12 protein-coding genes are annotated in these 13,582 nt (G+C 51.9%); all 12 read right to left on the minus strand.

Annotated elements, in window-relative coordinates; genetic code table 11:
• Window positions 1-4: 4 nt before the first annotated feature.
• A complete protein-coding gene (locus CMUST_RS11845; RefSeq protein WP_047262693.1) occupies window positions 5-742 on the minus strand; it encodes a histidine phosphatase family protein in 738 nt (245 codons plus the stop codon).
• A 6-nt stretch (window positions 743-748) separates the two neighbouring features.
• Window positions 749-1,213, minus strand: coding sequence for a ribosome silencing factor (rsfS, locus tag CMUST_RS11850; RefSeq protein ID WP_047262694.1), 465 nt, complete (start codon window positions 1,211-1,213; stop codon window positions 749-751).
• 130 nt (window positions 1,214-1,343) lie between these two features.
• A complete protein-coding gene (gene nadD / locus CMUST_RS11855) occupies window positions 1,344-1,964 on the minus strand; it encodes a nicotinate-nucleotide adenylyltransferase (protein ID WP_047262695.1) in 621 nt (206 codons plus the stop codon).
• Window positions 1,965-1,985: 21 nt separating this feature from the next.
• Window positions 1,986-3,251, minus strand: a complete 1,266-nt coding sequence (locus CMUST_RS11860; protein ID WP_047262696.1) for a glutamate-5-semialdehyde dehydrogenase — start codon at window positions 3,249-3,251, stop codon at window positions 1,986-1,988.
• 580 nt (window positions 3,252-3,831) lie between these two features.
• The gene (locus tag CMUST_RS11865) at window positions 3,832-4,845 is read right to left on the minus strand and encodes an HtaA domain-containing protein (RefSeq protein ID WP_052844726.1); all 1,014 of its coding nucleotides are present in this window, start codon (window positions 4,843-4,845) and stop codon (window positions 3,832-3,834) included.
• Between the two features lie 218 nt (window positions 4,846-5,063).
• On the minus strand, window positions 5,064-6,176 hold the full coding sequence (gene proB / locus CMUST_RS11870; RefSeq protein WP_047262697.1) for a glutamate 5-kinase: 1,113 nt from the start codon (window positions 6,174-6,176) through the stop codon (window positions 5,064-5,066).
• Window positions 6,177-6,230: 54 nt separating this feature from the next.
• Entirely contained in the window at window positions 6,231-7,742 is a 1,512-nt protein-coding gene (gene obgE / locus CMUST_RS11875; RefSeq protein WP_047262698.1) for a GTPase ObgE, read from the minus strand.
• Between the two features lie 94 nt (window positions 7,743-7,836).
• Window positions 7,837-10,047, minus strand: coding sequence for an Ig-like domain-containing protein (locus CMUST_RS11880; RefSeq protein ID WP_047262699.1), 2,211 nt, complete (start codon window positions 10,045-10,047; stop codon window positions 7,837-7,839).
• 50 nt (window positions 10,048-10,097) lie between these two features.
• Window positions 10,098-12,131 (minus strand): Ig-like domain-containing protein, encoded by a 2,034-nt coding sequence (locus CMUST_RS11885; protein WP_047262700.1) that lies wholly within the window; start codon window positions 12,129-12,131, stop codon window positions 10,098-10,100.
• A 459-nt stretch (window positions 12,132-12,590) separates the two neighbouring features.
• Window positions 12,591-12,869 (minus strand): hypothetical protein, encoded by a 279-nt coding sequence (locus CMUST_RS11890; protein WP_047262701.1) that lies wholly within the window; start codon window positions 12,867-12,869, stop codon window positions 12,591-12,593.
• Window positions 12,870-12,958: 89 nt separating this feature from the next.
• Window positions 12,959-13,216, minus strand: coding sequence for a 50S ribosomal protein L27 (gene rpmA / locus CMUST_RS11895; RefSeq protein WP_047262702.1), 258 nt, complete (start codon window positions 13,214-13,216; stop codon window positions 12,959-12,961).
• Between the two features lie 43 nt (window positions 13,217-13,259).
• Window positions 13,260-13,565 (minus strand): 50S ribosomal protein L21, encoded by a 306-nt coding sequence (gene rplU, locus CMUST_RS11900; RefSeq protein WP_047262703.1) that lies wholly within the window; start codon window positions 13,563-13,565, stop codon window positions 13,260-13,262.
• Between the last annotated feature and the right edge of the window lie 17 nt (window positions 13,566-13,582).

Consider the following 13,582-nt stretch of genomic DNA (forward strand, 5'->3'; position numbering starts at 1 on the left):
TCCTTTATTTACCCGGCGCGCCGGCCTCACCGATCGTCGAAAAGTTCGGCGACTTTAGACCTAAGGCCACTCCCATGTTCCACCCATCGAGATACCACCGCGCGGTGTCAATAGTATCTGGGGTAAAGCGCGTGAATCGGCGTTTGCCATTGCTATCTAGTTCAAACTTCGGCCGGGCAGTCAATTGTGCCCAACAGGTATTGCCCAATCCAGAAAACATTGGGTACTGCGGAACCTCAAGATTCAAAAGATTGGAAGTTAACGCGCTAATCGTGCCACCATGGGCTACCAGCAGCACCGTACCATCGTCCCATTGCTGATTGTCCCGCATCAATTCATCAACCACCGGACGGGCACGCCGTGCCACATCGACACGCGACTCGCCTCCGCCGGGCGGAGCCCAAGTGGGATCGTGGCGCCATACTGCCCGCATCCCCGGATACATCGCATCCACTTCGTTACGGGACCGAGCCTGCCAGTCGCCTAGGTGGGTCTCCCGAAGCCGGGGGTCTTTCTTCACAGCGACCCCAAGCCGGTCCCCAACCACAGTGGCGGTGTCATATGCGCGGTTCAAGTCGGAGGAAACAATGGTGGAGATATTCAGCGTGGAAAGGAAATCCGCCGCTGCCTCAGCTTGCGCTACACCCAACTCACTGAGTTCAGTATTCAGGTGCCCCTGCATACGTTTGGTCGCATTGTATTCAGTCTGTCCATGGCGCAACAGAATTAGGCGGCGAGTCATGATGATCTACAGCTCCTCTTGTGGCTCTGGCTCAGCAAGCGGAATATCATCCAACGACTCAGCGGTGCGAATATCAACCTCGCTGGCCCAGTCGTCGGGTCGCACCATCGTGTCAATGCCTTCAACATCGATCAACGGGCAATCTTGGTATAGCCGATCCAAACCATAAAAATCACGCTCAATATTGCGTTGCACATGGATAACCAGCATTCCGTAATCCAGCAGCACCCACCGGTTTTCCCGGTTACCTTCGCGCCCCTTGGGTTCGTGCCCACGTTTGGTCAGCTCGTCTTCAATTTCCTCGACGATAGCGCGCACCTGGCGTTCGTTGTCAGCACATGCCAACACGAAAACCTCAGCGACATCCATAACATTCGATACGTCGATGACGGCGATGTTAGTTGCAAGTTTCTCATCCGCGGCGCGGGCGGCTACTTTTGCAATCTCAATTGTGTCTAAAGAAGCAGTCACAAATATTCCTAGTTCCTAATGTTGTTTAAATTTCCACTCTACAGTCTCCCATGAATGCTGGCAGCATATGAAACTACTCCCCGCATACGCATGCACAGGTTTTCCACGATGTGCAGCACTTTACCTACCACTATGTGTTATGAGCGTCTTGATATAGCCCGCGTTTATTGATGTATTGCACAACCCCGTCTGGCACCAAATACCAGACTGGCCGCCCGGCGCGGGCTCGTTCTCGGCACCCCGTCGAGGAGATCGCCATGGCTGGTATTTCCACCAATTCCACCCGATCTTTGTATTCATCTGGGATGTTATCCTCGTGCAACGTGTAGCCGGGCCGGGTAACTCCCACAAAGGTGGCAAGGTGGAACATTTTCTCCCAATCCCGCCAGGTCAATATTTTTTCTAATGCATCCGCGCCGGTAATGAAAAACAGCTCCGCGTCAGGGTATTCCAGCTTAAGTTCGGTGAGCGTATCAATGGTGTAGGTAGCACCAGGACGGTCAATATCAATGCGGCTGACGCTAAACCTCGGGTTCGAAGCGGTGGCGATCACCGTCATTAAATATCGGTCTTCAGCTTTGGAAACATCCCGTCCAGCTTTCTGCCACGGTTGCCCGGTGGGGACGAAGATTACCAAGTCGAGGTTAAACAAGTCCGCCACTTCGGAACCTGCTACTAGGTGCCCATGATGGATCGGGTCGAAAGTACCGCCCATAATTCCGATGCGGCGAGGTGTGCGTGGGGTTGTCATAGATCTAGCGCTCCGAAAACATTACGGCCGAGTCTGTCCAGTGCCGTGCAAAATCCACTTGGTGCTTGTTAGTTCTGGCAAGGACATGGGTCCGCGCGCGTGAAGTTTTTGGGTAGAAATGCCAATTTCTGCACCCATCCCGAATTGCTCCCCGTCGGTAAAAGCGGTGGAGGCATTGATCATCACTGCGGCTGAATCAACTTCGTTGGCAAACCGCAGTGCGGTCGTGGCGTTGGTGGTGGCAATCGCCTCGGTATGCCCAGTACTGTAAGTACGAATATGTGCCAATGCTGCATCTAAGCCGTCGACAAGCTTCGCTGCTATGTCCATCGAAAGGTACTCGTTTGCCCAATCGTCTTCATCTGCTGCGACGACACCGGCGATCCCGAGCGTTTCCCAGGGTTCGGTGTCGCCGTGCACTGTCACTCCTGCGCTGTGTAGTGCGTCAATGATTTCCCGCTTTTCGACGTCCCTAAGGCCCGCATCGATCAATACCGTCTCGGTGGCGTTACAGACCGAGGTGCGCCGCGTCTTACCGTTAATCAGCAAGGCAATCGCCTGTTCGAGATCAACCTCCCGGTCGATATACAGATGACAGTTGCCGGTTCCAGTTTCGATGGTCGGTACCGTCGCACCGGTCACCACAGCATTAATCAAACCCGCGCCACCTCGCGGAATCACAACATCAACCAAACCACGCGCTGTGATGAGATCCTGCACACTGTCGTGAGACTCGCACGGCAGCAGCTGCACGGCTTCGCGGGGAAGATCATGCCGTGCTAAAACATCTTGAACAAGAGTAACCAGCTTTTCATTGGAGGTTTTCGCAGATTTCGACCCGCGAAGTAACGCGACGTTCCCGGACTTCAATGCGAGCCCAAATGCATCAATGGTGACGTTAGGGCGTGCCTCATACACCATGCCCATCACCCCAAGCGGCACCCGCACTTGGCGCATCTGCACCCCATTAGGCATAACGGAACCCCGAATAACTTCACCCACTGGGTCTTTCAACGCAGCAACCTGCCGCAAACCGCCCGCCATACCAGCTATGCGGTCGGCGTCTAAGGCTAACCGGTCAATGAGCGACTTACTCATCCCAGCTGCCCGCCCGCGTTCAATATCGGTGGCGTTCGCGGCAAGAATATCGGAGGTATTGTCAACCAAGGCAGCTGCCACAGCTAGCAGAACCTCATCCTTCTTCGCGCTAGAACATCCGGCGATAATCGGCGCGATTTCTTTAGCCACACGCGCTTTTTGTAACACTTCTTCCCGCTCAGCAGTCATACCAGCTCATTGTAGGGTGTTTGGTTCTTACAGCCAAGAGATTTTGTGGGCACTAACCAAAAATAGCGCGCTTGCGGTTTTCAGCAGCGGGCTTGTTACATTATTTTCTTTCATGGCCTTTAGAAACCTTGATTTTTCGCTTGTATAGTGTGCACGCACACCCCAGTATCCTTAAAAGTAACTTCAATGATGATCTAATTAATTAGGTAGAGGCAAATAAAAACCCGAAATAGTCATTAAGACAACTTTGCAAATGTAATAAAACCCCAATCCTTTTCTCCACATAAATCTCATTTGAAGGCAAGCAAATTATTAACGGACGCAATAAGCGCCAAACCGAAACCACAGTGCATATCTACTCACAACAGTAGATAGAACACATTCCCGTGGCGTTGGTGGCAGATGCAGCGAAAACACCTGGCGCCATAGCTATACGTCACCGCTTTCCAGATGGGCGCCCAATCAGTACCTTTTATTGGCATGCAAAACGCGGCTGGGCACATGAGAGGATTCACATGCCCAGCCGCTCCCTTGGGTTCAGGGTATTAATGGGGGTTCAGTAACGAATTTTACCGCCGATTTAGAACTTTGGCAGACCAGGAACTAAACCGGAGCGCGACAGCCACTGGAACAGCCCTGCCAGCAAACCACCGATTCCCAGAACGCTGACGATACCGATGATGGCTTTCTTAAGCTTATCGTTCATCGTGCTTTGCTTGTCCTTACCAGGATCTTTTGGCTCGGAAGGCTTAGTGGTGTTGGTTGGCTTACTCGGCTCAGAAGTCTTGGTGGTCTCCGAAGGCTTACCCGGCTCGGAAGTCTTGGTAGGCTTCGGAGCTTCGCCACAGTCCTTCTTGAGCTTCAGCTCAACATTAACATCGTCCATTTCTGGCTTGTTGCCAGCGTGGTACTGACCCATGAAGATTAGGTCGACACCCTCAATGTACTGCCGGTGTGTGTCTTCGTCATACCGGGTACCTGGCTTTGCCTGGTACTTGATGTTTGTTCCGGTCAACGTAGCAGCAGAATCGTCAACCTTCCAGGAAGCATCACCGGAGGCAAAGGTATCCGTTCCGGTACGGAAGTTATCAGAGGTACGGTCCTGTGGCGTATATTCAGCCATGCCCTTACCCTCAACGTAGTAGCCTTCATAGGTGGTACCAGTCTTAACAGTATTGCCCGCTACCTCTACATACGGAGAGATGAAGGTGGAGCTCAATGCATCGTGGTGACCGCTGAATACAACCTTCGATGCTTGGGTCTTGATGGTGGCTGCGGTTACGTTACCGTCTGGACCAACTTCGATGGTGGAAGCAGCTGGATCAACGGCGAACTTAAGCTGATAATCAGTTGCCCGCTTCTTTGCAGCATCGTTTTCGGTAACTGCACCTTCAATTGTCCAATCGCCTTTTGCGATTGGCCCCTTTACATAGCTACGCCATGAATGCTTGATACCCCAATTCAGAGAGCCAGATTCGATGGACACCTTGCACTGCTGTGCGTTCTGTGCAGTTGCAGCGATTGGGTTAACGACACCAGCGCCCACCGCCAAAGAGGTTGCCAGCCCAAGTGCGGCAATAAACCTACGCGACATATAGAAAACTCCTTAAAAGAGATTGGGATTTATGTGGACAACACACACAATAAACCGATAAGGCTTACCAAACAATACTTAACACCCCCTTTATTCACCCCCTTCCACCTGCAAGAAAGGATTAAGATAGAAATCTGTCACTTAACGCCCCAAGGATGCGTTATTCGGACATTCCAATAAATAACCAAAACCCCAGGGGATAAACCTGGGGTTTTAAGCTAAGCACGAGAAGCGTAATCGGAGAGATAATCGGCATGGACTACTGGACGCTGCATTCCCGGCGGCAGTTCATCGGAATGTTTTCCAAGCATTCCCACCAAGGTCTCCGAATCGTAGGAGACTTCCCCACGGCCAATGATCTCACCATTAGGACCAACGATTTCGACAATTTCACCGGAGTGGAAATCACCATCAACCTCAGTGATTCCGACCGCCAGCAGCGAATTACCGCCAGAGGTAACTGCGACGACTGCACCAGCGTCGATACGTAACGTTCCACCAGTATCCGCAGCGTATAACGCCCAGAATTTCCATGCTGATAATCGGTTTTCTTTTGGATGGAAAACCGTTCCGACGTTAGCGGTGGTTAATGCAGCACCAATGTTATCCGCGCTGGTGAGCAACACGGGAATGCCACCACGAGAAGCAATTCGCGCCGCCGAAACTTTCGATGCCATCCCTCCGGTACCCACCACACCGCCGTCACCAGCAATGACACCTTTTAAGTCATTGCCGTCCCGAACTTCAGCAATAAACTGGGCGTCTGGTTCCAAGGGGTTTTTGTCGTATAACCCGTCGACGTCGCTTAGCAATATTAAAGCATCCGCGCAGGCGAGATGGGCAACAATGGCAGCTAGACGGTCGTTATCACCAAATCGCATTTCCGTGTGTGCCACTGTATCATTTTCATTAACGATAGGCACCACCCCCAGCCGCAACAGCTTATCGACGGTTCGTTGCGCATTCCGTGCCCGATCCCGGCGACCCGCGTCAGAGGCGGTTAACAACACTTGACCGATGGTGCGATTATGTCTTAAGAAACTCGTACCCCAAGTATGCATCAAGTGGACTTGACCGACTGAGGCGACAGCCTGCTTAGTTGCCAGATCAGCTGGCCGCGATGCAAGCCCCAGTGGCCCCATCCCAGCGGCCACTGCGCCGGAAGAAACCACAATCATTTCCGTCCCGAGTGCAAGCCGCGCCTGGATCGCATCGACCAGCTGGTCTATGCGAAACGGGTCAACCGTATGATCAGAGTTGGTCAACGAGGAAGAACCTATCTTAACCACGACTCGCTTAGCCGAGGTGATTAGCTCACGCACGTGAGACATGAAGAAACATCCTTTGTAAGTGTTGTGACTGCAGCAGATGAGGCGTCGAAAAGCTTAGCCCTGCCACCGCTCCCGGTCTGCTTCCTGGCCGTCACCGTAGTCAAATTCATCAATCAAGCCACGTCGCACCTGCGAGGCACGTTTACGTTCCGCAGCCGAAACCCGCTCCGTCCGGGACAACCGTATATCAGTTCCTCTGCCCGTCAATGTGGGATCCACGCCAGCGGCCGTCATCGGTTCCCACTCGAAAGTAACCTCCCCAATGGTCACGGCACATCCGGCTTTAGCTCCCGCCTTAGCCAAGGCATCTTCCACTCCCATGCGGTTAAGCCGGTCCGCCAGGTACCCAACAGCTTCATCATTTTCAAAATCGGTCTGCATGATCCACCGCTGGGGTTTCTCCCCGAGAATAATGAAACCACCGGGGATTTCCGGATCTTCTTCAATACTAAAATCGTGGCCCTTGCCCTTGGCATCAACAGCCTTCGGACGAACAATAAGCTTCGGTTCCGCCTTTTGTTGCGGGCGAGCTTTTCGCGCCTCCTGCACGATCTCTAGCAATTTATATTTCAACGGATCTAAGCCTTTACGCGCAACAGCAGAAATGATAAAGACTGGCCACCCAAATTGCTCGATCAAATCTGCTTTTACAAACTCGGCAAGCTCTTCAGCCTCAGGAATATCCGCCTTATTCAACACGATGATACGAGGCCGATCCCGCAAATCACCCAGGCCGGTGTCTTCATCCAGCGCCGACTGATACGCTGCGAGTTCCGCTTCCAACGCCTCAATATCTGAAGCAGGATCGCGGCCGGGTTCCAATGTCGCAGTATCTACTACATGTGCTAACACGGCGGTTCGTTCGATGTGACGCAAGAAATCCAACCCCAATCCCTTGCCTTCCGAGGCACCCGGAATCAAGCCTGGAACATCTGCGATGGTAAAGGTATCGTGTCCAACTTCAACCACGCCTAAATTAGGTTGCAACGTGGTGAAGGGATAGTCACCGATTTTCGGCTTAGCTGCCGATAACACCGAAATCAATGAGGACTTGCCTGCCGACGGATATCCCACCAATCCAACATCGGCCATAGATTTCAGCTCTAAAATCACATCATGGGTTTCGCCTGGCTCCCCCTTTAATGCAAAACCAGGCGCCTTTCGGGCGGCAGATGCTAACGCGGCGTTACCCAAGCCACCGTATCCGCCTTCAGCTGCAATAAACCGCATACCCACAGTGGTGAGATCAGCAAGAGTTTCCCCTGTCTCACTCAACACAACGGTGCCCGCTGGAACTTCCAACACCATATCCTCGCCACGGGCACCATTACGGTGATCACCGGCGCCATTTTTGCCACGACCAGCTTTGATATGCGGGCGGTAATGCAAATCTAGCAAGGTGTGAACTTGAGGCGACACCTCCAAAATGATGTCGCCCCCATGTCCGCCGTTGCCGCCGTCGGGGCCACCAAGTGGTTTGAATTTTTCCCGGTGCACGGAGGCACAGCCATTGCCGCCATCACCTGCCGCTAGATGTAAGACGACGCGGTCGATAAAACGGGCCATTATAGTAGGTGCCTTCCAGTACAAAAAGAAAAAGGGGTGAGGTTAAGTAGCTAGATTTTAGCAGACACTTAACCCCACCCCTAGTGGTGGCGTGCTACAGGCGAATTGGTAATACGCCGGAGTTTACCAACCCCAGCCAACCGAGGATCCCAAGAATACCCACGGTGAAAATGCCGGAGAGAACTTGCCAGATAGTCTTTAAAGAGAAATCGGAGGAAGAAGATGAGGACGAGCCGCCCTTACCGCCCTTCTCACCGGTTACTTTAAGTAACTTCGGAGTGGATTCCTTGCCGCCAGCCTGGGCCACAATTGCAACCTGGCCTGCTTCCTTAGGCTGGAACTTGAAGATGTACTTACCCTCGTCGTTAGTACGGCCTTTGACAATCTCGTTTCCGATCCGTACCTCAACGGCCTCGTTTGCAGCAACGGCATTGTTCTTATCGGTGACGGTTACCGTGTACTCCCCGGTGTCGTCACCAACCTTCAAAGTATCCGGTCCTTCAACTGCAACATTGCCGATCGCAGGAAGAACGTTCACAGCGGGAAGTTGCTCAGCGCCAGCATCCGGGGCGCACCGAGCCATGACCTGATGCACATCATCGCTGTTAGAGAATAAACCTGCCTGGAAGAAATTGATCCGGGTGCTAAAGGTTAAGAACGAATCTGCCGCTTGGTTAGCGTTGATGTCGGCTGCTGCAGGAAACGTTGGACGCATTTCGCCTTCGGCGTTTGGCGTTACGACGAAAACACCGCGTCCGATAGAACCAACCACTCGATCACCGACGACGGTACCGGTGGCACCACCATCAGCCTCTAGCTTGATCTGCGCCCGATTTGCCGGATCAATGGAATCGGTGTCTAATCCACCAGACACAATGACACGGGTGTCGTTGAGTGCATTACCTTCGATCTGCACTCCTTGTGGGAAGTCCAGTGCCAACCGGGCCCGACTGACGTCGTTATAAGTGGTCTTAACAGCAGATGTGTTGTTGTTTACCGACTTGAAGTCGAAGTTCACGTTCCGAATCACGTAACGTAGCGGCGCACCGACCCGACCATTCTTGGGGTACTCTGCCTCAACTGCAAGTTTAAAATCGGGGTTAGTCTTGGCACCGGCAGCAATTCCGTGCAGTCCGTCAACATGACGCCCTAACGCGGAGCTTTCCTTGTCTGCGGTCAGATAGCAGCTAAAAGCGGTATGCGCAGTTGCTGTCTCAACACCAAAAGGCGCATCGACTTGGTAATTAAAAGGCGCCGATTTCACATCACCAACTGATGCCGAAACCTCAATTTGTCCTGATTGCACGGGGGTAAACCGACGAATAACAGTACCCTCCCGGTCGGTGGTGAGCACTTGACGTTCACCTGCGATAACGGTTTCCATATCAATCAGCGGTACTGGCTTGCCAGCCTCGTCGGTTGCCTTGAAAGTAAACTGCGAAGTTTCTTCTTGGAAACCGGTCTGCGGGCTTGCAGAAATAGCAATGTTCTTCACGGAAGCTGGATCACCGCCGTCTTCCACAGCTACCGCAGGGAATCCCTTGAAATCAGAAGGGGTACACCGCACGAGTGCGCGAGCTTTCAGCGTTCCAACGATAGGGGCAGTAGCCTCAACCGCAGCGATCAGTGTGACAAACGAATCCTTTGCTGCGTATCCCGCTTTATTGGGGTCGGCGACCAATGGTGTGGTTGGTTGAATTTTGCCTTTTTCCTTGGCACGGGCTTTAACCTTGATGGTTGGCAAATCAAAGCCGATCTTGCCGCCTTGATTTCGGCCCACCATGCCCCGTTTTTCGCCATCCTTGGCGAGCCTAATTTGATCAGGTTTAGTGGCATCAATGTTATCGGTATCGGCATCCCCGCCGATCCGCAGCTGATTCGTCTCCTCTAATCGCTGCGCAGTGACATCGTCTTGTCCGCCAGACTGCTCGATATTCTGAATATCGATATTATCGGGCAGATTGACCAATAAGCGGGCTTGTTCAACAGTGGTCAGTTTCACCGTTGCTGGCCCTACCGAGAACGGATTTCCTAGCCCAACAAAACCGCCTTTGAGGGTGTAATCAAATTCTTGACCAGGACGAACTGCATCAGGTGCATCCACCGTGAAGTTAAAGACGAAACCGTCTTTTTTCTGGGGACCATCGGCTTGACTCGCGAAGCTGCCGAGACCGGCGGTCTTAATATCACAGGTGAATTGAATACCAATGGTTGTTTCTTTGGCTTCAGCCACCGGAACCGCGATGGCTGTTACCCCCACTACCGGCGCTATAACCGCCGTCATGAATTTCTTGAGTTTCGACATACGTCTTCCTTAAAAATCTGTTGAAGTGTGTTCGGTTAACAAGCCACCGATTACGGAACCAACCTGAAGTAGCGCAGGATCGCGTAGATTACGCCGCCGAAGAAACCTGTGCCCAAAACACCCGCGACGATCTTCCAGATGGTCTCGCCATCGGCACTTCCACCATTTTGCGATTGATCAGCAACAACCACCGTGGCAGTCGCGGTCTTGTTCGAAACCGTTGCTGTTACAGTGTGGTCACCTAGTGTGGTTGGTGAGAACGTGAAGCTATAAACACCGTCAGTCTCGGTGCCGCGCACGGTCTTGCCGTTGTAGGTAAATTGCACGTCTTGGCCAACCATCTTGGAGCCGTCGCGGGCAAGAACAGTCGCGTCGACGGTTGCGGTCTCGCCCAATTTGATGGTTGCGTTGCGCGGCGTGAGCGTGATTGATTCCACGATCTTGGAGTCTTCTTCTTCGACCAAGATCTTTGCCTCTGCTGACTTGTCTTCTACCTTTGCCGTGATGGTCTTTTCACCAAGAGTCGCGGCTGTATATTTGAATACGTAACTACCAGCTGGGCCTTCTTGGGCCGGTGTGGACTTCCCGTCAACCTCAAACGTAACGTTCTTCCCGGTCATCTTAGAGCCGTCTTGCGCGAGAACCGTCGCGGTCAGCGTTGCCTCAGTACCAATCTTTACAGTCTGGGTTTCTGGGGCCACGCTTATCGACGCCAAGACGTCTGCCGGTTTCGGGTTAACTTTGACATCAATGCGCTTGGTCAAGCGGGAACCGAAGTATGCGTCGACACGGATGTCACCCACTCGATCTGTAGTAAAGGTATGAACGAACTGACCAACTGGGTCGCCTTGTTTGTGCTGGACCGTGACTCGGTCGCCGCGATCGTAGCGCATTTCAATTGAATCAGCTGCAAATGGTTGTCCCTCATTGTCGATGAGCTGCGCGGTTATAACCACGTCCTTGCCACTGGTAACTTCGGCTGGCTCTGCACTGAGTCGAATTTCGCCAGCAACTGGTGCCGGCTTTGTAACCTGCACTTCGACAGGCTGTGACATTTTGTCCCCAACCTTAGCAACAGCAGTCAACGAACCAATCTTGGTGGTTTGGTACTGGTGGCTGAAAATTCCGTTGGTACCGGTTACCCCGGAGAATTTTTCTTCACCAATTTCAATGGTTACAGGTGCACCAGCAACCGGCTGCTGTTGATCGTTCAGCGCAGTGGCATTGAAGGTAACCTTTTGACCATTCTCTACAGTTTTTGGCTCCGCAGTCAGGGTCACGGAATTCACGGCATTGACGTCAGAAACGACTTGTACTGCTGGCAGGGTCACTTCAGCTGACGGCGAACAACGAATCAGAGCTTTGAAATCGTTGGTCTTGTTGTAAGTCATATTCGCCATTGCGGTGAAAAACGCATTTTCCGCGGGGAAACCATTTTCGCCGGCAGGAACGGAATGACGTCGAATGGAGGGGCTAAATTTCCCCGCCTTGGTTGGTGTAAAGGTTAAATCGAAGCTTGGTGAAGCCATTTTAAATGTTGTCGAACCTGGTTCACCAGTCATTCCACCTGGTTCTAATGCAGCGATCATGTCGATAGCTGCCTCGGATGCCGGAATGTTATCGGTATCCTTATCGCCTTTAACAACGATGGACGAACCATCAATTTGCACACCAGCGCTGGCGACTGGAGTCACAACGGAGATATTGGGGTTTTCGATATTCTCCGGTAAATCAAAAGTCATTCGCCCTTGGGAGAGACTCTTAATCTGCAACGGAGTAGAACCCCAGAAGCCAAGCAAAATGGGGTTACGAAGATCCGCTTCGGCGACCTTCACCTTGTAGGTGACAGACGATCCCAATGTAGCTTCGGCAGGGGCATCGACCGTCATATTAAACTTCAGCCCATAAGACTTGTCGTATTTACCCACAACGTTAGATGTGAATCGTTCACTCGATCCGGGTTTTATATGGCAATCCATAGATATTTTTTCCGAAGCTTCTTCCGCTACGGCTACAGGGGTGGTGAGGATTGCCGCACCGAGTGCGGAAGCCATGACTACTGCGAGGTTTCGAATACCAAACATCGCCGATAATACCTCCTTATTATTTTCTTCCATTGATAATATAAGTTGAAATTAACATTCTGTTACAGGAAGAACCTTAAAAAATCACTAGATTATCGGAGTAAAAGGCGAATAATTACGGTTTCCAACACAGGTGAAGCAGTTGTTTTTCCATTGATTTCAAGCAAAGATACAGCCAAATCGAACTTAAATAAAAATAAGCGATACCTATACTTTAACTAAGATAAATCTTTGTGCATTTGTTGCTACATCACCCCCATATAACCCCCCAACGATACCATTAGGTTATCGTTCCACAGAGATTGAACACACCAGAAATCCCACATTTTTATCACAAAGATGGCTTAACCGCGACCACCAAACGTCGAAAAGCAAAACCCACGACATCGAGAAAAGTAGAACCGATACCGTGGGCGTAAAACCGCAGCTGTAATGCAGCTATTCAAAGATGCTTAAAACTTAAAAGCGAATGCCAAACAATCCTAGAATCCGGCTTGCAAATACCGAAATGAAGGCCAGGACACCAACGACGATCCCGAATACGATCAGAATCGTGCGGAGGGTTTTACTCTGACGTTCAGTATGGAAAATCTGAGGAGTTTCAGATTCTTTAACTGCCTGTTGTTCCACGACGACACCTGGAACTGTGACCGCAGGGCTAGCAGAAGCAGCTGGAGCCACGATCGGCGCGGAGACAGCCACAGCTGTGCATAATGCGGTTGCGATACGTTTTTTCATGTTGTGATTCTCCTGAGATTTAACACGTGGATCTTACACATAATAAAAGACCGACCCGAGAAATAGGGTCGGTTTTTTAAAAAAGTGGCTTATGCCTCTACTGGAACAATGTTCACAGTGCGGCGGTTGCGCTTGATGCTAAATTGCACAGAGCCTGGCTTCAAAGCGAACAGAGTATCGTCGCCACCACGGCCGACGTTCTCACCTGGGTGGAACTTGGTGCCACGCTGACGGACGAGGATCTCGCCGGCGTTGACCCGCTGGCCACCGAATCGCTTAACACCAAGGCGCTTGGCCTCGGAATCACGACCGTTGCTGGAGCTAGATGCACCCTTCTTGTGTGCCATTTCGGTTTCCCTCCTTTTTAGGGTTTAGGTAGGCCGGTGAGCCTTACTTGATGCCAGTTACCTTAAGCACGGTCAGCTTTTGACGGTGACCTTGACGCTTCTTGTAACCGGTTTTGTTCTTGTACTTTAAAATCTTGATCTTTGGGCCCTTAACGGCCTCAACGATCTCGGCAGTGACCTTCACCTTAGCGAGGTCCTCAGCTTTGGTAGTAACATTTGCGCCATCGACGAGAAGAACCGGGGTGAGAGCCACGGACGAACCTGGCTCACCCTCGATCTTCTCGACCTTGACGAGGTCACCTTCGGCAACCTTGTACTGCTTGCCGCCGGTCTTGACGATCGCGTACATACGAGGGCTACCCCTTA

It is taken from the genome of Corynebacterium mustelae, from assembly GCF_001020985.1.
GTDB classification, from domain to species: domain Bacteria; phylum Actinomycetota; class Actinomycetes; order Mycobacteriales; family Mycobacteriaceae; genus Corynebacterium; species Corynebacterium mustelae.